The 22901-nt window shown below is 68.9% G+C and carries 21 protein-coding genes; 12 read left to right on the top strand and 9 right to left on the bottom strand.

The features are described 5' to 3' along the window. Nucleotides 1–23 precede the first annotated feature (23 nt). Genes ACFSJG_RS26300 through ACFSJG_RS26280 form a run of 5 tightly spaced genes read left to right on the top strand, consistent with a single transcriptional unit; the run spans nt 24 to nt 4903 of the window. Nucleotides 24–1133 (top strand): acyl-CoA dehydrogenase family protein, encoded by a 1110-nt coding sequence (locus ACFSJG_RS26300; protein ID WP_378488197.1) that lies wholly within the window; start codon nt 24–26, stop codon nt 1131–1133. After that, the gene (locus ACFSJG_RS26295) at nt 1118–2284 is read left to right on the top strand and encodes an acyl-CoA dehydrogenase family protein (protein ID WP_378488196.1); all 1167 of its coding nucleotides are present in this window, start codon (nt 1118–1120) and stop codon (nt 2282–2284) included. The genes ACFSJG_RS26300 and ACFSJG_RS26295 overlap by 16 nt, the downstream gene beginning before the upstream one ends. After that, the gene (locus ACFSJG_RS26290; protein WP_378488195.1) at nt 2281–3324 is read left to right on the top strand and encodes a bifunctional MaoC family dehydratase N-terminal/OB-fold nucleic acid binding domain-containing protein; all 1044 of its coding nucleotides are present in this window, start codon (nt 2281–2283) and stop codon (nt 3322–3324) included. Before ACFSJG_RS26295 ends, ACFSJG_RS26290 begins: the two co-directional genes overlap by 4 nt. After that, nucleotides 3324–3734 carry a MaoC family dehydratase gene (locus tag ACFSJG_RS26285; RefSeq protein ID WP_378488194.1) on the top strand — a complete coding sequence of 137 codons (411 nt, stop codon included), beginning with the start codon at nt 3324–3326 and terminating at the stop codon, nt 3732–3734. Before ACFSJG_RS26290 ends, ACFSJG_RS26285 begins: the two co-directional genes overlap by 1 nt. After that, nucleotides 3731–4903 (top strand): lipid-transfer protein, encoded by a 1173-nt coding sequence (locus ACFSJG_RS26280; protein WP_007528415.1) that lies wholly within the window; start codon nt 3731–3733, stop codon nt 4901–4903. Before ACFSJG_RS26285 ends, ACFSJG_RS26280 begins: the two co-directional genes overlap by 4 nt. A gap of 46 nt (nt 4904–4949) precedes the next feature. Here ACFSJG_RS26280 and ACFSJG_RS26275 read toward each other — a convergent pair whose 3' ends face one another. From ACFSJG_RS26275 to ACFSJG_RS26265, 3 genes are read right to left on the bottom strand one after another with little or no spacing between them, the layout of a single operon-like run. Further along, complete coding sequence (locus ACFSJG_RS26275; RefSeq protein ID WP_378488193.1) at nt 4950–5738, bottom strand: ABC transporter permease subunit; 789 nt, start codon at nt 5736–5738, stop codon at nt 4950–4952. Further along, a complete protein-coding gene (locus ACFSJG_RS26270) occupies nt 5728–6669 on the bottom strand; it encodes an ABC transporter ATP-binding protein (protein WP_378488192.1) in 942 nt (313 codons plus the stop codon). Before ACFSJG_RS26270 ends, ACFSJG_RS26275 begins: the two co-directional genes overlap by 11 nt. 54 nt (nt 6670–6723) lie before the next feature. After that, entirely contained in the window at nt 6724–7230 is a 507-nt protein-coding gene (locus ACFSJG_RS26265; RefSeq protein ID WP_378488191.1) for a VOC family protein, read from the bottom strand. Nucleotides 7231–7289: 59 nt separating this feature from the next. Here ACFSJG_RS26265 and ACFSJG_RS26260 point away from each other — a divergent pair, with 59 nt between their 5' ends. Then, nucleotides 7290–8102 (top strand): AraC family transcriptional regulator, encoded by an 813-nt coding sequence (locus ACFSJG_RS26260; protein ID WP_378488190.1) that lies wholly within the window; start codon nt 7290–7292, stop codon nt 8100–8102. Here ACFSJG_RS26260 and ACFSJG_RS26255 read toward each other — a convergent pair. Then, on the bottom strand, nt 8054–8965 hold the full coding sequence (locus tag ACFSJG_RS26255; RefSeq protein WP_378488189.1) for a bile acid:sodium symporter family protein: 912 nt from the start codon (nt 8963–8965) through the stop codon (nt 8054–8056). The genes ACFSJG_RS26260 and ACFSJG_RS26255 overlap by 49 nt on opposite strands. A 172-nt stretch (nt 8966–9137) precedes the next feature. Between ACFSJG_RS26255 and ACFSJG_RS26250 the strand changes: the two genes are divergently transcribed. Together ACFSJG_RS26250 and ACFSJG_RS26245 are read left to right on the top strand one after the other, a co-directional pair. Further along, nucleotides 9138–9974: a mycofactocin-coupled SDR family oxidoreductase gene (locus ACFSJG_RS26250; protein WP_378488188.1), complete on the top strand. Its 837-nt coding sequence runs from the start codon at nt 9138–9140 to the stop codon at nt 9972–9974. Further along, nucleotides 9971–11404, top strand: a complete 1434-nt coding sequence (locus ACFSJG_RS26245) for an MFS transporter (protein ID WP_378488187.1) — start codon at nt 9971–9973, stop codon at nt 11402–11404. Before ACFSJG_RS26250 ends, ACFSJG_RS26245 begins: the two co-directional genes overlap by 4 nt. Nucleotides 11405–11501: 97 nt before the next feature. On the opposite strand, the gene ACFSJG_RS26240 is transcribed toward ACFSJG_RS26245, so the two are convergent. From ACFSJG_RS26240 to kstD, 3 genes are all read right to left on the bottom strand, one after another. Beyond that, complete coding sequence (locus ACFSJG_RS26240) at nt 11502–13274, bottom strand: cholesterol oxidase substrate-binding domain-containing protein (RefSeq protein WP_378488186.1); 1773 nt, start codon at nt 13272–13274, stop codon at nt 11502–11504. 243 nt (nt 13275–13517) lie between these two features. Further along, complete coding sequence (locus ACFSJG_RS26235; RefSeq protein ID WP_378488185.1) at nt 13518–14378, bottom strand: MaoC/PaaZ C-terminal domain-containing protein; 861 nt, start codon at nt 14376–14378, stop codon at nt 13518–13520. Between the two features lie 12 nt (nt 14379–14390). Then, nucleotides 14391–16100: a 3-oxosteroid 1-dehydrogenase gene (gene kstD / locus ACFSJG_RS26230; protein ID WP_378488184.1), complete on the bottom strand. Its 1710-nt coding sequence runs from the start codon at nt 16098–16100 to the stop codon at nt 14391–14393. Between the two features lie 126 nt (nt 16101–16226). Here kstD and ACFSJG_RS26225 point away from each other — a divergent pair, with 126 nt between their 5' ends. The 3 genes from ACFSJG_RS26225 to dmpG are packed head-to-tail and all read left to right on the top strand — an operon-like array spanning nt 16227 to nt 19852. Continuing rightward, nucleotides 16227–17855 carry an FAD-binding protein gene (locus ACFSJG_RS26225; protein ID WP_378488183.1) on the top strand — a complete coding sequence of 543 codons (1629 nt, stop codon included), beginning with the start codon at nt 16227–16229 and terminating at the stop codon, nt 17853–17855. Nucleotides 17856–17874: 19 nt separating this feature from the next. Then, nucleotides 17875–18798, top strand: a complete 924-nt coding sequence (locus ACFSJG_RS26220) for an acetaldehyde dehydrogenase (acetylating) (RefSeq protein ID WP_378488182.1) — start codon at nt 17875–17877, stop codon at nt 18796–18798. Nucleotides 18799–18802: 4 nt separating this feature from the next. Beyond that, nucleotides 18803–19852, top strand: coding sequence for a 4-hydroxy-2-oxovalerate aldolase (gene dmpG, locus ACFSJG_RS26215; RefSeq protein WP_378488181.1), 1050 nt, complete (start codon nt 18803–18805; stop codon nt 19850–19852). Nucleotides 19853–19963: 111 nt separating this feature from the next. Here the strand turns inward: dmpG and ACFSJG_RS26210 are convergent, their stop codons facing one another. Both ACFSJG_RS26210 and ACFSJG_RS26205 read right to left on the bottom strand, forming a co-directional pair. Next, the gene (locus tag ACFSJG_RS26210; protein WP_378488180.1) at nt 19964–20287 is read right to left on the bottom strand and encodes a hypothetical protein; all 324 of its coding nucleotides are present in this window, start codon (nt 20285–20287) and stop codon (nt 19964–19966) included. A 1-nt stretch (nt 20288) separates the two neighbouring features. After that, the gene (locus tag ACFSJG_RS26205) at nt 20289–21473 is read right to left on the bottom strand and encodes a Rieske 2Fe-2S domain-containing protein (RefSeq protein ID WP_378488179.1); all 1185 of its coding nucleotides are present in this window, start codon (nt 21471–21473) and stop codon (nt 20289–20291) included. Nucleotides 21474–21752: 279 nt separating this feature from the next. On the opposite strand from ACFSJG_RS26205, the gene hsaA reads away from it, so the two are divergent. Then, nucleotides 21753–22901 (top strand): 3-hydroxy-9,10-secoandrosta-1,3,5(10)-triene-9,17-dione monooxygenase oxygenase subunit, encoded by a 1149-nt coding sequence (gene hsaA, locus ACFSJG_RS26200; protein ID WP_378488352.1) that lies wholly within the window; start codon nt 21753–21755, stop codon nt 22899–22901.

The following is a 22901-nucleotide window of genomic DNA, read 5'->3' as shown; positions in this document are numbered from 1 at the left end:
TCACGACAGGACGGATTTCTCAGGTGGACTTCACTCTTGGCAGTGAGCAGCAGGCGGTGGCCGAGGTGGCCGACGCCGTGCTGCAGACGGCGGCGAGCGCCGAGACCCTCGCCGCCATGGACCGGGACGCCCCCGTGTGGGACACGTCCCTGTGGCAGCGCCTCGCAGATGAGGGTGTGCTCGGGTTGCCGGTGCCGTCCTCGCTCGGCGGTGACGATCTCGGCATCGCCGAGATCGGTGTGCTGCTGAACCGGGTCGGCCGGCACGCGGCGCAGGTCCCGCTTCTCGAGACCCTCGGGTTCGGTGTGCTGCCGCTGCTCGCGCTCGGCGGCGACCCGCAGCGGTTTCTCGCCGGTGTCCCCGGCGGCGCGATCCTCACCGCGGCGCTCGCCGAGCCCGGCGCGCCGCTGCCCGCCGTTCCCGCGACCACCGCGGCCCAGGACGGCGACGGCTACCTGGTGACCGGCCGCAAGGTCGGGGTTCGGTACGCGGAACAGGCTGCGTACGTGCTGGTTCCGACGGACGCAGGAGTCGCTGTCGTCGCACCCGACGCCGACGGTGTCACCCTCACCCGGACCTTCACCGCGTCGCTGGCCCCGGAGTACACGATGGCCCTCGACGGCGTGCGGATCGACGCGGGTGCACTCCTCACGGGCGCACCGGTCGAGGCGCTGTACCGCATCGCCCTCTCCGCCGTCGCGTCGCAGGCCGCAGGCCTCGGTGCCGGGATGACCGAACTCGCGGCGAAGCACGTGAGCACCCGCGAACAGTTCGGCAAGCCGATCGCCGCCTTCCAGGCGGTGTCGCAGCAGATTGCCGACTCCTATGTCACCGCCCGCACCCTGGAGCTGGCCGCGACGTCGGCGTGCTGGCGGCTGTCGGAGGGACTCGACGCCACCGAGGACACCGCGGTCGCCGCGTACTGGCTGGCCGAGCAGTTGCCGGTGTCGATGCAGCAGTGCAGCCACGTCCACGGCGGTCTCGGCGCGGACGTCACCTACCCGGCGCACCTGTACTACGAACAGACCAAGGACTTCGCCCGACTCGTCGGCGGCCCGTCGTCGCGTCTGTCCATCCTCGGCGCCCTCAGCGCCCGCGACCTCGGTGTGGAGGCAGCATGCTCATCGATCTGACGCCAGAACAGAAGAAGCTCCAGGCGGAACTGCGCAAGTACTTCGCCGACCTGATCTCGCCCGAGGAGGCGGAGATCATGCTGACGGACCGGCACGGACCGGTCTACCACGAGGTCATCCGCCGCATGGGACGCGACGGTTGGCTCGGGGTCGGCTGGCCGAAGGAGTTCGGCGGCAAGGGTTTCGGTGAGATCGAACAGCAGATCTTCACCAACGAGGCCGTCCGTGCGGACGTGCCGCTGCCGTCGGTGACGCTGCAGACCGTCGGCCCGACCCTCCAGGCGTACGGCACCGAGGAGCAGAAGCAGAAGTTCCTGCCCGGAATCCTCACCGGGGAGGTGCACTTCGCGATCGGTTACACCGAGCCGGAGGCCGGCACCGACCTCGCGTCGCTGCGCACCACCGCCGTCCGTGACGGGGACGAGTACATCGTCAACGGCCAGAAGTACTTCACCACCGGCGGTCACGCCGCCGACTACATCTGGCTCGCGGTCCGCACCGGCACCACCGAGGACCGGCACCGCGGCATCTCGATCCTCATCGTCGACACCACCGATCCCGGCTTCTCGTCGACCCCGGTCATCACGGCGGACGGCGCGCACCACGTCAACGCCACCTACTACGAGAACGTCCGCGTTCCGGCGTCGATGCTCGTCGGGGAGGAGAACAAGGGCTGGCGGCTGATCACCACGCAGCTCAACCACGAGCGCGTCATGCTCGGACCGTCCGGTCGCGTCGGCGGTCTCTACGACCACGTCAGCGCGTGGGCCACCCGTCCCGGCCAGGACGGCGCGCCGCTGGCCACCCAGCCGGACGTGCAGCGCACCCTCGGCGAGATCCGCGCGATCTACCGGCTCAACGAACTCCTCAACTGGCAGGTCGCGTCCGCGGAGGGGGAGGTCGACATGTCCGACGCCTCCGCCACCAAGGTCTTCGCCACCGAGCAGATCCAGAGGATGGGCAGGCTCGCCGAGGAACTCGTCGGACGCTGGGGCGACCCGGCCGACCCGGAGACCGGTCACCTGCTGCGGTGGCTGGACGCGCAGACCAAGCGCAACCTCGTCATCACCTTCGGTGGTGGCGTCAACGAGGTCATGCGTGACCTCATCTCCACCGCCGGCCTGGGACTGCCGAAGGTGGCCCGCCGATGACCCTCACGGAGAACCAGGTGAACGACGAGGTGACCGAGAAGGAAGCCGGAATCCTCGCTGCCGCGCAGCAGGTTCGGGACGCCGGCGCGAGCAAGGCGCGCGCGGGCCGGGATCCGATCAACATGCCGATGATCCGCAACTGGGTCGAGGCGATCGGCGACGAGAACCCGATCTACGTCGACGAGGACGCCGCGGTCGCGGCCGGGCACGGCGGGATCGTCGCGCCGCCCGCGATGGCGCAGGTGTGGACGATGCGCGGCCTCGGCGCGGTGCGCGAGGCGGACGATCCGCTGGGCCGGATGACGGACATCCTCGACGAGGCCGGATACACCTCGGTCGTCGCGACGAACTGCGATCAGACGTACCACCGCTACCTGCGTCCGGGTGAGGAGGTGACGATCGAGTCGGTCCTCGAAGACGTTGTGGGACCGAAGAAGACGGGGCTCGGCGAGGGCTGGTTCTTCACCACTCGCAACTACTGGAAGGTGGGCGACGAGGTCGTCGCCGAGATGCTCTTCCGGATCCTGAAGTTCGCGCCGCCGGCGAAGGTCGAGCAGGCCGAGCCGACCCGGACCGAGGCGTCGTCGTCGCTGGGTGGTTCGCTCGACGACCTGAACCCGGCCCGGATGCTCCGTCCGTCCGTCTCGCGTGACACCGAGTTCTTCTGGGAGGGCGTCGCCGCACACGAACTCCGCATCCAGCAGCGCCCCGACGGGTCTCTGCAGCATCCGCCGGTCCCGGCGATCTGGAAGGACAAGACCGAGACCACCGACTACGTCGTCGCGTCCGGTCTCGGTACGGTGTTCAGCCACGTCGTGCACCACGCACCGAAGGTGCCCGGCCGTTCCGTACCGTTCGTCGTCGCGCTCGTCGAACTCGACGAAGGTGTCCGCATGCTCGGTGAGCTGCGCGGCATCGACCCCGCCGACGTCACGATCGGCGCACGCGTGCAGGTGGAGTTCCTCGACCTGCCCGGCGACGACGAGACCGACCAGCAGCCGTGGACGCTGTACGCGTGGCGTCCCGTGAAGGAGCAGTGATGACCAACGTGCTCGATGTGGCTGTCGGAGAACAGCTGCCGCCGCTTTCCATCCACGGCGACCCGACGTTCATCGTCTCGACGGCCCTGGCCACCAGGGACTTCCAGGACGTCCACCACGACCGCGACAAGGCGCAGCAGCGCGGCTCGAAGGACATCTTCGTCAACATCCTCACCGACACCGGGTTGGTGCAGCGCTTCGTCACCGACTGGGCGGGTCCGCGTGCGGTGATCAAGTCGATCAAGCTGCGCCTCGGGGTGCCGTGGTACGCCTACGACACCCTCACTTTGACGGGCACCGTCGCGTCCGTCGAGGACGGGCTCGTGACGCTCGACATCGTCGGCAAGGACAGTCTCGGCGACCACATCAAGTCGACCGTCACCCTCGTCATGGACGGAGCAGGCGCATGAGCGACGCACTCTCGGGCAAGGCCGCGATCGTCGGCATCGGCGCCACCGACTTCTCCAAGGACTCCGGGCGCAGCGAACTGCGCCTGGCCGCGGAGGCCGTGCAGGCGGCACTCGACGACGCGGGCCTCAAGCCGTCCGACGTGGACGGGCTCACCTCGTTCACGATGGACACCAACACCGAAGTGGCGGTTGCCCGTTCGGTCGGTATCCCGAACCTCAAGTTCTTCTCCCGCATCCACTACGGCGGTGGTGCGGCCTGCGCGACCATCCAGCAGGCGGCGATGGCCGTGGCCACCGGCGTCGCGGACGTCGTGGTCGCGTACCGGGCGTTCAACGAGCGGTCGGGGATGCGCTTCGGCCAGGTCAACTCGGCGCTCGTGCAGCAGGTGAACTCGTCGGGCACCGACAACGCGTTCTCCTACCCGCACGGGCTGAGCACCCCGGCGTCGTTCGTCGCGATGATCGCGCAGCGGTACATGCACGTGTCCGGCGCCACCAGTGCCGATTTCGGTGCGGTGGCGGTCGCGGACCGCAAGCACGCGGCCACGAACCCGAACGCGTTCTTCCACGGCAAGCCGATCACCATCGAGGATCACCAGAACTCGCGGTACATCGCGGAGCCTCTGCACCTGCTCGACTGCTGCCAGGAGACCGACGGCGGCATCGCGATCGTCGTGACGTCGCCGGAGCGGGCGAAGGATCTGCCGAACACGCCCGCGATCATCGCGGCCGCGGCCCAGGGCAGCGGGGCGGACCAGTACATCATGACCAGCTACTACCGGGACGGCCTGACGGGTCTGCCGGAGATGGGTCTGGTCGGCGATCAGCTGTGGGCACAGTCGGGTCTGCGGCCGGAGGACATGCAGACCGCGGTCCTGTACGACCACTTCACCCCGTACGTGCTGATGCAGCTGGAGGAACTCGGCTTCTGTGGTCGCGGTGAGGCGAAGGACTTCATCGCGGGCGGCGCGATCGAGCTCGGTGGCCGCCTGCCGCTGAACACCCACGGTGGTCAGCTCGGCGAGGGCTACATCCACGGCATGAACGGCATCGCCGAGGGCGTCCGTCAGATCCGCGGCACCTCCGTGAACCAGGTGCCGGACGTGCAGAACGTCCTCGTCACCGCGGGCACCGGTGTCCCGACATCCGGTCTCGTCCTCACCGCCTAGACCTGTGCGCACTTTTGGTAGCCCCAACTACCAAAAGTGCGCACAGCTAGTTGATGTCGAGCCGCTCGAACGCGGCGACGGTGGCGACGAGCAGGACCGCGGCGATGGCGACGAGGATCGCCAGCCATCCCAGCGGCATCCCGTCCTCGAGCTGGTTGTCGCCGGTCGCGTAGAAGAACGGCGACAGGAACCGGAACGGGTGTAGCCAGTTCACCACCGGGGCAAGCGAGTTCAGCAAGTACGCGGTGGCGGCGACGGCGGACGTGATGCCGACGGCGGCGCCCCGGCTGCCCGTCGCCGCTCCGATCGCCATGGCGAGTGCGCCGAACACCACCCCGAGCAGGATCACCCCGACCGTCGTCCCGGTCAGCGCCCAGTAGTCCACGGACAGTTCGAATTCCCGTCCGATCACCACGCACAGTGCGGTGACCACGCACACCGGGATGGCGAGCAACGTCATGGCTCCGAACTTCTGCGCGACGATCGTCCGCCGCGACAGGGGTTCGGTCGCCAGCAGCCCGAGTGTGCCCTCCTCGTTCTGCCCGGCGAGGCATGCTCCGCCGTACCCGACGGTCACCAGCAACACCACCAGCGGCAGGAAGTTGCCGTAGATGTTGGCGTTCAGCCAGCCGACGGGGGAGGTGAGCGATCCGCTGACCCCGAACAGTGCGGCCATCGTCTCGCTGCTCGATGCGAAGTCGTCGAGGCCGGAGTCGTCCTTGAACGTGGGGTACAGGGCGATCACCACCAGCGCGTACAACCCCATCCCGAACGCGTACCAGAGCAGCGACCGCCGCCGCAGCAGTAGATCCATCCCGGCGATCTCAGTGCGCATCGGTGACCTCCCCGCCCGTGGTCCCGCCGTCGGCGGCGTCGCGGTAGTAGCTCAGGAACAGCTCGTCGAGATCGGCTCGCCGCGCGGAGATGTCGACCGCGCCGAGCCGGCCCGCCGTCGACAGGAGTTCGGCGACCGTCCCGGTGACGGAGAAGGTGTACCGCCCGTCCTCGTGGCCGCGCAGCTCCACGCCGTCGAGGTCGGTGATCTGCGCGGTGTCGACGTCGCCCTCGAACCACAGGTCGACGGTCCTCGGTGCGCTGCGTCGCAGGCCCTCGACGCTGTCCGTGACGATGATCCGGCCCTCCTTGATGATCGCGAGCCGGTCCCCGAGCTGCTGCACCTCCTCGAGGTCGTGCGACGACAGCAGCACCGTGCGACCGTCGTCGACGGTTTCGCGGACCAGGTGCGCGAACTCGTCCTGCATCAGCGGATCGAGTCCTGACGTGGGCTCGTCGAGCACGAGCAGTTCCGGCCGGTGCATGAACGCGAGGACGATGCCGAGCTTCTGCCGATTCCCCTTCGACAGGGTGCGCACCGGCTGGTCGAGCTGCGCGCCGAACCGTTTCGACAGGGCATCTCGGTAGGTCCGGTCGGTGAGCCCGCGGAAGCTCGCGAAGCGGTCCAGCAGTTGGGTGCCGGTCAGTTTCGGTGGCAACGCCAGTTCGCCCGGCAGGTAGCCGACGCGCCGGTTGATCGCGACCCCGTCGCGGGTCGGGTCGAGACCGAACACCCGCATGCGGCCGGACGTCGGGCGGTACAGCCCGAGCAGGAGCCGGATCGTGGTGGACTTCCCGGCGCCGTTGGGGCCGAGGAATCCGAACACCTCACCGGGCGAGATGGTGAAGGAGACGTCGGTGACGCCGCGCCGGGGACCGAAGCGGCGGGTCAGCTGGTCGACTTCGACGAGTGGTTCCGCGGTGGTGTCCACCGTCCGAATATAGGTTGGCGAGCGGTCCGGCGCGGGCTGTCGCGGCCGGGCGCGTCACGACCCGGTCTGCTCCGCCGCCCACTCGGCCACGCGCCTGGCCGATTCCTCCTCCGACAGGTCCTCCACCCGCGACATGATCGACCACCGGACCCCGAACGGGTCGCGGATCGACGCGTACCGGTCGCCGGAGACGAAGGTGGACAGCGGTTCGCGGACGGTGGCGCCTGCCCGTTCGGCGCGGGTGACCAGTTCGTCCGCGTTCGCGCAGTACAGGCCCATGGAGTAGCAGTCCTCGTCGCCGGCTGGGGCTGCGACGAGTCCGTAGTCGGCGTTCGGTTCGCCCAGCTGCAGATGTCCGGTGCCGAAGTCCAGGTCGGCGTGGACGACGACGCCGCCCATCTCGGTGACGTCGACGACGCGCGCGCCGAACACGTCACGGTAGAACTCGATGGCTTCCCCTGCGCGCGGGACGGCGAGGAACGGTGTCAGGCTCGTGTGGCCGTGGGGAATTCCGTCGGTGGTGTGGGTGCCGGTGATGCCCGGTGCGATGCTGTTCGTCATACCCCGACGCTAGGGTCGGATCGACGGATGCGACTTGTGGATTCGCGACAGGGGTCGACGTGGACGAGATCGACAGGCGTGGAGTGCTCTACCCGGCGAGGCTGCCGACGTTCACCCGCGTCCTCGCTCCGGACACCCTGCGCGGCCTGGTCCGCTGGTTCTGGATCCCCGAGTGGCAGCTCGCGCCGGGCCGGACGTCGCGGCAGGAGGTGCTGGCGTTCCCCGCCTCCAACCTTGTCGTCGAACCGGCCGGGACCACCCTGTCCGGCCCCACCACGCGCCGCACCCACCGGGACCTGTCGGGCACCGGGTGGGCGGTCGGGGCGCTGCTCCGGCCCGCCGGGATCGCGGCCCTGCACAGGGAGCCGCGGGAGATTCGCGACGACGAAATCGGCGTCGACGCACCGGAACTGCACGAGGCGGTCGTCGCTGCGATGGCGATTCCGGACCCGGTGGCCCGGCGGGACGGTGCGGTCGCCGCGTACGGCGCCTGGCTGGGCGAGCGACTGCCGCCGCCGGATGCGGACGGCGAGCGGGCCAACGACCTCGAGGACCTGGTCGCGTCGGACCGCGGGATCGTGCGGGTCGAGCAGCTCGCGGAACGACTCGACCTGTCGATGCGTGCCGTGCAGCGTCTGACCCGCCGGTACGTCGGTGTTCCGCCGCTGGCGATGATCCGCCGCTACCGCCTGCAGGAGGCGGCGGTGCGGCTACGGGAGGAACCCGACCTGACGGTCGCCGCGGTCGCCGCCGACCTCGGTTACGCAGACCAGGCGCACCTCTGCACCGACTTCCGGTCGGTGTTGGGCTTCACCCCGACCACCTACCGTCGCTCGACCGGCTCGGACACGGAATCCTCGGCACCCGGCTGAGCCGCGTCCTCGCGGCGCCGGGTGATCGCCCAGCCGAACAGCGCCGCGACCGGGAACATCAGCACGCCGTACACCGCGGCAGGCACCGCGATCGCGGTGCTGTCGAGCAGACTGACGGCGATGGTGATGGCGAGGGTGCTGTTGTGGATGCCGATCTCCATCGAGCATGCGATCGACTGCCGCTGAGTGACCCCGATGATCCGGGGCACCACGTACCCGACCGACAGGGAGAGCAGGCAGAACACCAGCACCATGATTCCGATGTCGGCAAGGTAGTCGCCGACGTTGTCGCGCTCGGCGACGACGGTGCCGATCACCACCAGGGCGAGCACCGCCGCGGACCCGATCCGTACCGGCCGGTCCATGCGCGCCGCAAAACCGGGCCGGGTGCCGCGCACCCACATGCCGATCGCCACGGGCACCAGGACGATCGCGAAGATCTGCAGGACCTTCCCGAATTGCAGTCCGAGGGTTCCTCCCTCGGCCGGATCGAAGTGCGCGATCGCGGCGTTCGTGATCACCGGCAGCGTCACCACCGCGATCACCGAGTTCACGGCGGTGAGGGTGACGTTGAGGGCGACGTCCCCCCGGAACAGGTGCGAGAACAGGTTCGCGGTGGTACCGCCAGGGGACGCGGCGAGGAGCATCATGCCGACCGCGAGAACCGGCGACAGGTCGAAGGCCACGACGAGCCCGAACGCGGCGGCGGGCAGCACCAGCAACTGGCAGACCAGGGCGACCGCGACCGCCTTCGGATGCCGCACGACCCGGGCGAAGTCGGCGGGTACGAGCGACAAACCGAGGCCGAACATGATGATCGCCAAGGCGATCGGTAGCGCGGTCGTGGCTAGCGCGGAATCCATCAGGTGCTCCCGGGTGTCTGTGTTGCCGCTGGTGAATCCACGATAGGTGGGGCGGACCGCTACCGGGACGGAACGGACGAACGGGACGACGTCGTTCCGGTGTCCGGGACTTCGCGCCCGCGGGCGGCCGCTCGGGACGACGATGGGCCTTCCGACGACGAGGAGCAGCACAATGGGTGAATTCGACGGCAAGGTGGCACTGATCACGGGCGGCGCGCGTGGGCAGGGGCGGGCGCATGCGCTCGCCTTCGCCGAACGCGGCGCCGACGTCGTGATCGTCGACCGGTGCGAGGACAGCGACGTGGTGTTCTACCCGCTCGCGACCGAGGACGATCTCGCCGAGACCGCACGGCTGGTCGAGAAGGCGGGGCGCCGCTGCATCGCCGTCAAGGCGGACACCGCGGACCGTCCCGCGATGGACGCGGTCGTGGCGCAGGCACACGACGAGTTCGGCCGGGTCGACATCGCGGTCGCCAACGCCGGCGTGTCCGTGGCGGCGCCGGTGCAGTCGATGACGAGCGCGCAGTGGAACGAGACGATCTCGAGCAACCTGACGGGTGTGTTCAACACGGTCGGCGCGGTGTCTCCCGGGATGATCGAGCGCGGGTACGGACGGATCGTCACGATCTCGTCGATGCTCGGCCGCGCAGGCAACACCAACATGGCCGCCTACTCGGCGTCGAAGTGGGGCGTCATCGGTCTTACCAAGAGCGCGGCGCTCGACCTCGCGCAGCACGGCATCACGGTCAATGCGATTGCCCCGGGCAACATCTCGACCCCGATGATCCACAACGCCGCGTTGTACTCGATGCTGCGTCCCGACCTCGACGCCCCGACGGTGGACGACGTGGCGCCGGTGTTCACCTCGTTGCACGCGCAGCCGGTGCCGTGGCTCGAGCCGGAGGAGATCACCCGCGTGGTGCTGTTCTTCGCCGCCGAGGCCGCCGCCCACGTGAGCGGCACCGTGCTTCCCGTCGACGCAGGCAACGCCGCGCGTGTAACCGGGTGAGTCGTGCCGAGGTCGTCGGCGACGGTGCCCCGGCCGCATCGCCGCAGCCGGTCGTCCGGAGCGCCGGAAGCCAGCGGCTGATCGTCGCGATCCTGAGTGTGACCGGGGTGGTGGTGGCGCTCCAGCAGACGCTGGTCGTGCCGATCCTGCCGGATTTCAGTGTGGTGCTCGGGGTTTCGTCGACGACGACGTCGTGGCTGGTGACCGCCACGCTGCTCACCGGTGCCGTGGCGACGCCGCTGATCGGCCGGCTCGCGGACATGACCGGGAAGCGGGCGATGATGCTGGTGTGCCTGGCGGTGATGGTCGCCGGGTCGGCCGTCGCCGCGCTGGGCCAGTCGTTTCCGACCGTGGTGACCGGACGCGTCATGCAGGGGTTCTCCATCGCCCTGCTGCCGGTCGGGATCGGTCTGCTGCGCGACCTGCTCGAGCCCGGGCGACTGGGCGGCGCGGTCGCCCTGATGAGCGGGACGATGGGTATCGGCAGCATGTTCGGCATGCCGATGGCGGGGGTCATCTACACCCACCTCGGGTGGCAGGCACTGTTCTGGGTCACCGGAGTGGTCGGCCTCGTGCTGGCGATCCTGATCGTCGTGGCGGTCCCCGAGTCGCCGGTGCGGGCCAGGGGCCGCTTCGACCACGCCGGGGCGGTCCTGCTCACCGTGGCGCTGCTCACGTTGCTCCTCGCCGTCTCCAAGGGCGGGCAGTGGGGATGGAGCAGCGCAGCGACGATGGGGTGTGTCGCACTCGGCGTCGTGGCGCTGGCGGCGTGGGTGCCGCTGGAACTCCGCGTCCCGCACCCACTGGTCGATCTCCGGATCTCGATGCTGCGTCCGGTCCTCGTCGCCAACATCTGTGCGGTACTGCTCGGCTTCGCGATGTTCCTCAGCGCGTACACCGCGACGCAGGAACTGCAGGCGCCGGTCGAGACCGGCTACGGACCCGGCCTGTCGGAGGCGCAAGCCGGGCTGGCGATGATGCCGGGCGGCCTGCTCATGCTGGTGCTCGCGCCGTTGTCCGCGCGCATGACGCGGCGACACGGCGCCCGGGTGACGCTGGCAGTCGGAGCCGCGATCATCGCCTGCGGGTACGTCCTGCGCGCCGTCCTCGGCGCGTCGGTGGCCAATGTGACCGTGAGCGCCGCGACGATCTCAGGGGGTGTGGCGCTGGCGCTGGCGGCGATGCCGGTGCTGATCACAGAGGCGGTGCCGGTCGACCGGACGGCGTCGGCGAACAGCGTGAACAGTCTGCTCCGGTCGGTCGGCACCTCGACCGCGAGTGCGGTGGGTGCGGCTGTGCTGGCCGCGTCGACGGTGACGGTCGCCGGTGTCACGGTGCCGACCCTCACCGCGTTCACCGTCATGTACTGGATCGGCGCCGGCGTGGCTGTCGTGGCGTTGATCGTGACGCTGCTCCCGCAGCGGCGGTGACACGACGAAGGTCCGGTGCCCGCCCTCTTCGGAGGGGGGCACCGGACCTTCGTCGTTCACTGCCGGGCGGGTTGTCGGGCCCTGCCCCGGGATCCGGTTACGGCAGCAGCTGATCCATGAAGCTGTTGCTGTAGACCTTGTGCGGATCGAACTCGTTGAACGCCGCGACCGCGGTGTCCCAGTTGTCGCCCGCGGGGACGCCCTCGCGGTAGCTCTGCGGCAGCGCGCCACTGATGATCGCACCGTCGGTGTAGGGCAGTTCCGGACCGAACGCCCAGCCCTTCGACCATTCGGGACGGAAGGTGTAGTCCGCGCCGGTGTAGTGCGAGCGCATCCACTGCTCCATCTCGCGGTAGAACGCGAACATACCGGGGGTCTCGGGGACGCCGAGGACGTTCAGCCAGATGGCGGTGTCCCACTCCGGGTGATCCGGGCGCGGACGCATCGCGGAGATGGTCGGCGGGCCCGCCGTCGGGACCTTCAGGTCCGCCTGCTGGTCCAGGCCGCAGCACCGGATCTCGACGGGGCCGTTGAGGGGGTACTGGCCCTTGGACTTGTAGAACTCGATGCGCTCGTTGAACCACACGGCGAAGTCGTGGATGACCTGGCCGATGTTCTCCCGGCTCGTGATGACGGCGCCGCCGCCCTCCGTCAGGCGCAGGGTGGTGGCCTTGATGTAGAACTGGATGTCCTTCGACCAGCCCCAGATGTCCGACGAGTTGGTTGCGGCGAGGCCGGCGACCGTGGTCGTGTACATGGTCTGTCCGAACAGGGGAGCGATACCCGGTGCGCCACTGTTCATCTTGCCGAGCAGATCGGTGATGACCTCGGGCAGGTTGTCCGAGAACGGGTAGTTGTACGGGGCGTTGACCTCCTTCGAGCCGGAGGGCTTGTTCGGGGACACCGACCACACCTTGAGCCACGGCTTCTCGGTGAAGGGGTACCAGATCGCCTCGACGCCGCCGTTGGACTCGACGTAGCTCTGGAAGGTGCGGCCCGATGCGCCCTTGGCGCCGAACAGCTCCTGCCACTTGATGTCGGTGATGCTCTGGCAGCGCATCCGGAAGTTCGGACCGGCCTGCATGGTCACCGAGGTGATGAAGGTGCGGCCGAGGGCGGTCAGCAGCGGTCGGATCTTCGGGTCGTTGCGCGAGAAGGAACGCTCGGCGTACTCGGTGCCGTTCCACACGACCGCGGTCAGCGAGGTGACGAGGTTCGACAGCGAACCGTAGGTGTGACCGGGCTGCGTGCTCTGCCCGGCGGCCGGAAGGGCCGCGCCGTGCGCGTCCACCGCGAGGCAGCCCGCGATGGTGAGAACGCCGGGTGCGGGCAGGTTCGCCCAGCCGAGTCCCTTGTCCTGCAGTGCCGAGGTGATGGCATCGAGGGTGGCGCCCGGGCCTGCGGTCACGGTCGCGGGGGAGCCGGCGGCGTTGACGACGACACCGTTGAGGTGCTTGGTGGTGTCGACGAGGATCACCTTGTCCACCGACGCGCCGTTGACGACGGTCAGCGGCGTCCACCCGTGCATCGCGCCGCGCGGGCGCAGGGTGTAACCCACCGAGTGAGCCCAGTTGGTCAGGCGGACGACCTCGGCCGAGTTCTTCGGCGTCGCGGTCCAGGTCGCGTCCAGCATGATCTCCTTGGACCAGTTCTGGTACGCCTGCTGCGCGAGGTCGATGTCGGCAGGGAAGTCCGGGGGCGCGGGGAGCGTGGCGCCGCCCGCCGACCCCGTGTCGAGCGATCCGGCCGCACGGAGCGGGAGGGCGTAGACGGGCGTCCAACCGCCCATCGCGGTAACTGCAACCGCGCCGGCGCCTGCGGTGAGGAATCCCCGCCGAGAGAAGCCGGAGGAGGTTTCGGTCTTCGACATGCGTGTCTCCAGAATTGGTGAAAGGGGCTGATGCTGATGAGCGCTTTCGCGCGCAGATTGCCAGGGAGCTTAGGCGGGTACTCGGCCCGCGTCAGCGGGTTCGGGATAGTTCCTGATCAACGATCGACAGACGACGTCCCCATGGTCCCGGCAGCCTTGGGATACGCAAGCACCCACGCCGTCGGCGTGGGTGGAATGCGTTGGCCTGACGGGGCGGCCGGACGAACCGGCCGCCCCGTACGGTCAGGCCAGGGTGAGGACGACGTCCGCGAGCGCCGGAGAGCCCTCCCGGGCCGGGACCGATGCCGAGATCAGCAGGCGACCCGACTCCTCCCAGATCCGGACGAGGAGCGTTTCACCCGGGTACACGACCCCGGCGAAGCGCGCCTTGTAGCCCTTCACACGGGTGGCATCCGCGTCGAGCGCCGTGTCCACGGCGGCCTTGCAGACGATCCCGTAGGTGCACAGGCCGTGCAGGATCGGCGCCGGGAAGCCTGCTCCCGCAGCGAATTCCGGGTCGGAGTGCAGTGGGTTGCGATCGCCGCACATGCGGTACAGCAGGGCCTGCTGCGGCAGTGTCGGCACCAGGACCTCGTGGTCGGGTGCGCGGTCCGGCAGCTCCACCGACTCGGACGGGCCCCGCTCGCCTCCGAACCCGCCTTCGCCGCGGGCGAAGATCGACGAGCGGGCCGTCCACAGCGGATTGCCGTCGAGGTCGGTGGTCACGAACTCCCGCACGACCACCGCGGCCTTGCCCTTGTCCCACACCTCGACGATCTGCGAGGTCGTGCGCGCGCTGCCTGCGGCCGGAATCGGCTGGTGCACGGTCACTTCCTGGCTGCCGTGCACGACCTTCGCCAGGTCGATCTCGATTCCGGGGAACGAGACCTTCGGCGCCTCGGTGGCGTGGAAACTCGCCGCCACGGTGGCGAACGTGGGAAGCACCTGGGGCTTCGCGTCGTCCAGGTAGCGCAGCTCACGGGTGTCGAGCGGGTTGGACCCGGCTCCGAGCGCGAGTTGGTAGAGCTGGACGTCCGAGGCCGTCCAGGTGAACTCCTCGACCGGCAGCTCGGCGCCGATCGCGATAGCGGGATCGATGGGCAACGTATTACCTTGTCAGTTCGAAGTGGCTGCTGCGGAATCGGTTTCGGTGTTCTTCGCGCGCGCGGCGATGTCGAGCGCGGCCAGGTAACCGAAGGTGATCGCGGGTCCGATGGTCGCGCCGGGGCCGGCGTAGGTGTGACCCATGACCGGCGCGCTGGTGTTGCCCGCCGCGTACAGGTTCTCGATCGTCGACCCGTCCTCGCGCTGGACGCGACCGTTGACGTCCGTGACGAGTCCGCCCTTGGTGCCGAGGTCGCCGGGGACGATCTTGGCCGCGTAGAACGGGCCCTGCACCAGTCCCGCGAGGCACGGGTTCGGCTTGACGGTCGGGTCGCCGTAGTACTTGTCGTACGCGCTGTCGCCGCGGTGGAAGTCCTCGTCCACGCCGGTCTTGGCGAAGCCGTTGAAGCGCTCCACGGTTGCGGCGAGGTTCGCCTCGGGCACACCGAGTTTCGCGGCGAGATCGGCGAGGGTGGGCGCGCTGACGATGTTGTCGTTCTCCATCCAGCGGGACGGGATCTTCTGGCCCGGCTGGAGCGCGGCGAACATGTAGTTGTTGCGGTAGCGCTGGTCGAACACGAGCCACGCGGGGATGTTCTCGCCCGGGCCCTCGCCCTCGCCGTAGGTGCCGCCGTACATCGTGTGCACCGCTTCGACGTACGGGGCGGACTCGTTGCCGAACCGCTTGCCCTCGGCGTTGACGATGATGCAGCCGGGCAGGTTGCGCTCGGCCAGGCAGAACCACGGCTTCCCGCTCTTGAAGATCGTCGGGCCCCACCACGCGTCGGCCATCACGTCCAGGGCGCCGCCGAGGTCGCGGCCGGCGATGATGCCGTCGCCGGTGTTGGCGGGGGCGCCGGTGGTCCACTCGGTGGTGATCGGCTGACGCTGGTACTGCGCACGCATCTCGGCGTTGTGCTCGAAGCCGCCGGTGCCCAGGACGACACCGTGGCGGGCGATGTACTCGACTTCCTCGCCCTTGTGCGTGGCGCGCACACCGATCACGCGGTCGTTCTCGACGATCAGGCCCGTGAGCGGCGTCTCCAGGAGGACGGGGACCTTCGCGTCCTGCAGGCCCTTGCGGATGGCGGCGGCGAGCGCCTGGCCCATGCCGAGCAGGTGCTTGCCGGTGACGCGGGCCCAGGTGGCACGGATGCCGACACGCATCGCGCGGGTCATGCCGACGGTGGGCTTGCGCTTGAGCAGGTTCAGCTTGACGAAGTCCGCCTGGGTGACGACGAAGTTGAGCGGAGCCTTGCTGTAGGGCGGCTCGAGGTTGAAACGCTCGGCGCCGAGCACCTTCGCGTTGAAGGGCGCCGGCTCGCAGGAGCGCCCGGAGGACAGGCCGCCCGGAGCCTCGGGGTAGTAGTCGGAGTAGCCGGGAACCCACTTCATCTTCAGCGGACTGTGGTCGAGGACGAAGTCGAACGCCTCGGCACCGCGATCGATGTAGGTGTCGATCTTCTCCTTGGGCGCCGCGTTGCCGATGATCGAGTGCAGGTACTTGCGGGCCTCCTCGCGGTCGTCCGGGCGGCCGGCGGCGAGAAGAGCCTTGTTGCCGGGGATCCAGACGCCACCGCCGGAGCGGGCCGTCGAACCGCCCCAGTGGGCGGCCTTCTCGAGAAGGACGACGCTGAGCCCCTGGTGGGCGGCGGTCAGGGCGGCGGTCATACCGGCAGCGCCGCTGCCGACGACGACGATGTCGTATTCCTGCTTGCTCATGTAGAACACGTTATAGAATTACCCGTGGGTTGGTCCATCCTTTCTGCCAGGAAGTATCGTCCGATCGTGCAATTCGCTCGAACTTGAACGGAAACACGTTCACCGAATGCGGAAGGTGGTGCGCGGGTGACGTGGGATCTGTCCGCGGACGTCGTGGTTGTCGGCACCGGTGTGGCGGGGGCATCCGCCGCAATCGAGGCCCTGGATGCCGGAGCGGAGGTCCTGGCGCTCGACCGGTTCGGCGGCGGTGGAACCAGCACGATCTCGGGCGGCATCTTCTACGCGGGCGGCGGCACCGCCGTCCAGCGGGAAGCCGGCGTCACCGACACCGTCGACGCGATGTTCGCCTACCTCTCCCGGGAGATCGGCGATGCCGTGCGGCCCGACACGCTGCGACGATTCTGTGAAACCAGCCCCGCGACCATCGACTGGCTGCGCGGCAACGGTGTCCCGTTCGAGGGTTCGCTCTGCCCGTACAAGACGTCCTATCCCACCGACAAGCACTACCTCTACTTCTCCGGTAGCGAGGCAGCGGGTGGATTCCGTGACGTCGCGCCGCCGGCGCCACGGGGTCACCGAGCCCACGGGCGCGGGGTGTCGGGGAAGATGCTGTACCGGCCTCTGGTCGAGTCCGCGCTGGCCAAGGGTCTGCGCCTGGAGCGGCAAACCCGTGCGGTCCGGCTGATCACGGACGACAATGGGGACGTGGTCGGCGTGGAGTGCCAGAGCCTTCGCGACGCACCCGCCCGGGTGCGAGCCCGGCATGCCCGCCTCGCGTCGATCTCGGCGAAGCCGGGCATCTACTACCCCCCGCTGCGTCGCTTCCTCGATCGGATCGTCAACCGGATCGAGGCCCGCCACGCGAAGACGCTGCGGATCGAGGCCCGCGGCGGCGTGATCCTCAGCGCGGGCGGCTTCATCGGCAACCGGGAGATGGTGGCCACGCATGCACCGCGGTACCTCGACGGACTTCCGCTCGGCACCTCCGCCGACGACGGCAGCGGCATCGCAATGGGAGCCGAGGCAGGCGGCGCGACCGCCAAGCTCTCGCACATCTCGGCGTGGCGGTTCATCGTCCCGCCCAGCGCGTTCCTCGGATCCGTCCTCGTCGATCGGCACGGCAACCGGATGGTGGACGAGTCGCGGTACGGCGCGGCACTCGGGCACGCGATGATCGCCGAGGGCGACGGCCACGGCTGGCTCGTGGCCGACGCCGCGCTCGTCGAGCAGGCCCGTAACCAACTCGGCAGCCAGAACAACTGGTTCCAGCGGCTCCAGGCCGAGACCATGATGCGTCTCGACGGGACCACGGCCGCCACACTCGAGAAGGCCGCAGCCGCAGTCGGAATCGACCCCGCCGGGCTGGCCGCCACGGTCGCCGCGCACAACGCCGCGATCGAGAAGGGCGAACCCGACCCGATGGGCAAGCCCGACGACTTCCGGCGCCCGCTCGCCGCCGGGCCGTACTCGCTGTTCGACGTCTCGCTGAAGAAGAGCCTGACCAATCCGCTGCCGATGATCACGCTCGGCGGCCTGGTCGTCGACGAGGACACCGGTGGCGTCCTCGACCGGGCGGGCGCACCCGTCAGCGGTCTCTACGCGGCCGGCCGCACCGCGGTCGGGATCTGCTCGAACTCCTATGTCAGCGGTCTCTCGCTCGCGGACGCGGTGTTCTCCGGACGTCGCGCCGCCGTGCACGCCGCGGACCGAAGCCAGTCGTCGATCGACTCACCGGCCACGGAACGGCCGGCCTGACCAAACCCCTGGAGGAGCCATGACACCGTCGGACACGCCGCAGGCCAAGGCACGCGTCGCGGTCGTCGGGTCGGGCAACATCGGGACGGACCTGCTGTACAAGCTGCAGCGATCGGGGTGGCTGGAACCACGGTGGATGGTCGGGATCGACCCCGACAGCGAGGGCCTGGCCCGTGCCCGGTCGATGGGCCTCGACGTCTCGGCGGACGGCGTCGGGTGGCTGCTCGACCGGGAGGACACACCCGACCTGGTGTTCGAGGCGACCTCCGCCCGCGTGCACCGGGACGCGGCACCGGCGTACGAGGCGGCGGGCATCCGCGCGATCGACCTGACACCGGCCGCGGTCGGGCCGGGTGTGGTGCCGACGGCCAACCTCCGCGAGCACCTCGCCGCGCCGAACGTCAACATGGTCACCTGCGGAGGCCAGGCCACCATCCCTGTCGTGCACGCGGTGTCGCGAGTCGTCGACGTTCCGTACGCGGAGATCGTCGCGTCGGTCGCCTCGGTGTCTGCCGGACCCGGAACCCGCGCCAACATCGACGAGTTCACCAAGACCACCAGCCTCGGGGTGCAGGTGATCGGCGGTGCCCGGCGAGGCAAGGCGATCATCATCCTCAACCCGGCGGATCCACCGATGATCATGCGCGACACCGTCTTCTGCGCGATCCCGGAGGACGCGGACCGGACCGCGATCACCGAGTCGATCCACCGCACCGTCGCCGACGTGCAGAGCTACGTCCCGGGCTACCGCCTTCTGAACGAACCACAGTTCGACGAGCCGAGCGTGGTGTCCGGTGGGCACGCCACCGTCACCACGTTCCTCGAAGTCGAGGGCGCAGGCGACTTCCTGCCCCCGTACGCGGGCAACCTCGACATCATGACCGCCGCGGCGACGAAGGTGGGCGAGGAGATCGCCCGCACACTCCTGAGCGTGAGGGCGTGACGACATGACAGGCACGGCAACCGCAGTTCGTCTCGATCCGGCCCGCGACGTGCGGGTCACCGACACCTCCTTGCGGGACGGCTCGCACCACAAGAGGCACCAGTTCACCGGCGACGAGGTGCGCGCGATCGTCGCCGCCCTCGACGGCGCGGGGGTGCCGGTCATCGAGGTCACCCACGGCGACGGGCTCGGCGGATCGTCGTTCAACTACGGCTTCTCCCGCACCCCCGAGCAGGACCTGATCCGGATCGCCGTCGACACCGCGACGCAGGCGAAGATCGCCTTCCTCATGTTGCCCGGCGTCGGGATCAAGGAGGACATCGCGGAGGCGCAGGACAACGGCGCCGCGATCTGCCGTATCGCGACGCACTGCACGGAAGCCGACGTCGCGGCCCAGCACTTCGGGCTCGCGCGGGAACGCGGACTGGAAACCGTCGGGTTCCTGATGATGGCGCACACCATCGCGCCGGAGAAGCTGGCCGCGCAGGCCCGGATCATGGCCGACGCCGGCTGCCAGTGCGTCTACGTCGTCGATTCCGCGGGCGCGCTCGTCCTCGAGCAGGTCACCGAACGAGTCGAGGCGCTCACCGCCGAGCTCGGCGACGACGCGCAGGTCGGATTCCACGGGCACGAGAACCTCGGGCTCGGCGTCGCGAACACCGTCGCGGCGGTGCGCGCGGGTGCCCGGCAGATCGACGGCAGTACCAGGCGATTCGGCGCGGGTGCCGGGAACGCGCCGGTCGAGGCGCTGGTCGGGGTGTGCGACAAGATCGGTGTGAAGACGGGTATCGACTTCTTCGCGATCGCCGACGCCGCGGAGGACGTCGTCCGCCCGACGATGCCGACCGAATGCCTGCTCGACCGGCAGGCTCTGATGATGGGCTACGCCGGCGTCTACTCGAGCTTCCTGAAACACGCGGAGCGGCAGGCCGAGCGGTACGGGGTGTCCGCGGCGGAGATGCTGGTGCGCGCGGGCAAGCGCAAGCTCGTCGGCGGCCAGGAGGACCAGCTCATCGACATCGCCCTCGAACTCCAGCACGAACAACGCACCTGACGACCACTCCGGAAACGGCTGAAAGCCACGTTCATTCGATCTGACCGAATGAACGTGGCTTTCAGCCGAAACGGGACGGACGCGGTCGGTTACTGCGAGGTGGTGCCACCGTCAGTGGTCGCGGACCTCGACGATGCCCTCCATGACGGCGTGGTTGATCGAGGCCGTCAAGCGCGAGCAGCTTCGCGCGGTGCCGCGTTCGGCGCCGGTGAACTCCGGGCAGACCGACGCCGGATCGGTCTGCCACTGGATGCTCGTGTGGTTGAAGCTGTTCTTCCGCACCAGCACACAGGTGTGGCAGGCGCGGCATTCGACCTGCTGCAGTCCGTCCTCGAGGTAGGTCTGCAGGTCGGTCACGGTCTGGGCGCGGACCGCCTCGACCCGGTCCGGGCTGTCGGCGAAGTCCGGGGCCTTGGACCAGGTCGAGGAGGTCATGTCACACGCCCGTCTTGTTCTCGGCCTCGTCGGCGGCAGCCTTCTCGGATTCCCTGCGGGCCAGGTTCTCCGCGACCTCGCGCTCCCACGCCTCGACGGCCTTGGTGGTGTCGATCTCGAACTCGAAACGCTGCGTCATCTTCGGGTCGATGTCCGCGACGTCGACGTAGAACTGCTCGTACCAGCGGCGCAGTTGGTAGACCGGGCCGTCCTCCTCGCAGAGCAGCGGGTTCTCGATCTTGGTCTTGTTCTTCCAGATCTCGACGTCCTGCTCGAAGCCCATCGCGACGCCCTCGGTGAACTTGCGGGCGAGCTTGTTGGTGGTCTTCTCGTCCAGCCCCTTCGGCTTCTCGACGCTCACGCCGTACATGAGCATGAAGGAGTCGTGGGTGATGGGGTAGTGGCAGTTGATCAGGACGCTCTCGACCTTGTAACCGCTGTAGTCGTTGTGCAGCCAGTTGATCATGTAGGACGGGCCGAAGTACGACGCCTCCGAGTCCAGCACGGACTCGCCGTACTGGGTGCCCATGTTCCCGACGTCGGGCCGTCCGTGGTTCTGCAGGTACTGGCTGGCGACGTGGCCCTCGAAGACGTTCTTGAAGTACTTCGGGAACCCGAAGTGGACGTAGAAGAAGTGCGCCATGTCCACGACATTGTCGATGATCTCGCGGCAGTTCGAGCCCTTGACCTCGAGGCGGTGCCACTCCCAGTCGGTCCAGTCGTCGGTGCCGTAGCCGGGGAGCTCCGGGATCGTGACGTCCTCCGGGGGCGGGTTGCCCTCGGGGTCGTTCCAGACGAACAGCTGCCCGTTGCGTTGCAGCGTCGTCCACGAACGAGTGCGGGCGAGCGGGGGGACACGTCGGGCGTAGGGGATGTCGGTGCACTTGCCGTTGCCGCCCCAGCGCCAGTCGTGGAACGGGCACGCCACCGAGTCGCCCTTGATGCTGCCCTGGCTGAGGTCGCCGCCCATGTGCCGGCAGTACGAGTCGAGCACCTTGAGCTGGCCCTCGCTGTCGGCGAAGACGACGAGCTTGGTGCCGAAGGCCTCCACCCCGTGCGGCTTGCCGTCGAGGAACTCCCGCTCGAGGCCGATGCAGTGCCATCCACGCGCGAAGCGCGTGGGGGTGGTTCCCACGTCGATCTCGCGAACCTTGCGGCTTGCGGACGCGCCGCTCGTCTGCGTCATCTGTCGCCTCACATTCCTTTGAGTGCTGTCGCTAGAACACGTTATAGAAGTTGAGCGAATTCCGCCAGGGAATTTGACGAGTTGTACCTGACGTGAACGCTTGACCAGCGTATCGTTGCGGCTCTCGACACGGATGGGAACCTGTTCTAGTCTCAGGGACGGGTGAACCACCGTGTCACGCACGATCCGACGGATCGAAACGACAACAACGCAGATCGCACAACGCAGATCGACTGACAAAGGGAGCGACCAGTGGGCGAGCACGACAGTCACGTGGTGATGGGGAAGCTGGACGAGCTGTTGCCGACCCTCCGCGAGCGTGCGCAGGAGACCGAAGATCTGCGGCAGATCCCCGATGCGTCGATCAAGTCCCTGCAGGAAGCCGGCTTCTTCCGGCTGCTCCAGCCCAAGCAGTGGGGTGGCCTCGAGGCCGACCCCGTCACCTTCTACACCGCCGTCCGCAACATCGCGAGCGCCTGTGGCTCGACCGGCTGGGTCGCCGGCATCATCGGCGTCCACAACTGGCACCTCGCCCTGTTCGACCAGCAGGCGCAGGAGGACGTGTGGGGCAAGGACACCGACGTCCGCATCTCCTCCTCGTACGCGCCGATGGGTGCGGGTGAGGCAGTCGAGGGCGGATACAAGGTCAACGGCGCGTGGGCCTGGTCCTCCGGATCCGAGCACGCCACCTGGGTCGTCGTCGGTGGCCCGGTCATCAAGGACGGCCGCCCGGTCGACTTCGGCAGCTTCCTCATCCCCCGCGAGGACTACGAGATCGACGACGTCTGGAACGTCGTCGGACTCAAGGGCACCGGCTCGAACACGGTCGTCGTCAAGGACGTCTTCGTCCCGCGGCACCGCTTCCTGAGTTTCAAGGCGATGAGCGACCTGACCGCGCCCGGCCTGCAGCAGAACACGGCGCCCGTCTACAAGATGCCGTGGGGCACCATCCATCCCACCACCATCTCCACCCCGATCGTCGGCATGGCGTACGGCGCCTACGAGGCCCACGTCGAGCACCAGGGCAAGCGCGTCCGCGCCGCCTACGCCGGTGAGAAGGCGAAGGACGATCCGTTCGCCAAGATCCGTATCGCCCAGGCGTCCAGCGACATCGACGCCGCGTGGCGTCAGCTGTCCGGCAACGTCGCCGACGAGTACGCGTACCTCCTCAAGGGCGAGGACGTTCCGATGGAGCTGCGTCTGCGCGCCCGCCGCGACCAGGTCCGCGCGACCGGCCGGGCGATCGCATCGATCGACCTGCTGTTCGAGAACTCCGGCGCGACCGCGCTGCAGAACGGAACGCCGATCCAGCGGTTCTGGCGCGACGCCCATGCCGGCCGCGTGCACGCCGCGAACGATCCCGAGCGCGCCTACGTCATGTTCGGTGGTGCCGAGTTCGGCCTGCCGCTCGCCGACACGATGGTCTGA

Origin of the sequence: Rhodococcus gannanensis, from assembly GCF_042681175.1 — a bacterium.
Classification (GTDB): domain Bacteria; phylum Actinomycetota; class Actinomycetes; order Mycobacteriales; family Mycobacteriaceae; genus Rhodococcus_G; species Rhodococcus_G gannanensis.
Note: the sequence above shows the minus strand (reverse complement) of the source record. Positions and strands in the feature narration are given on the sequence as shown.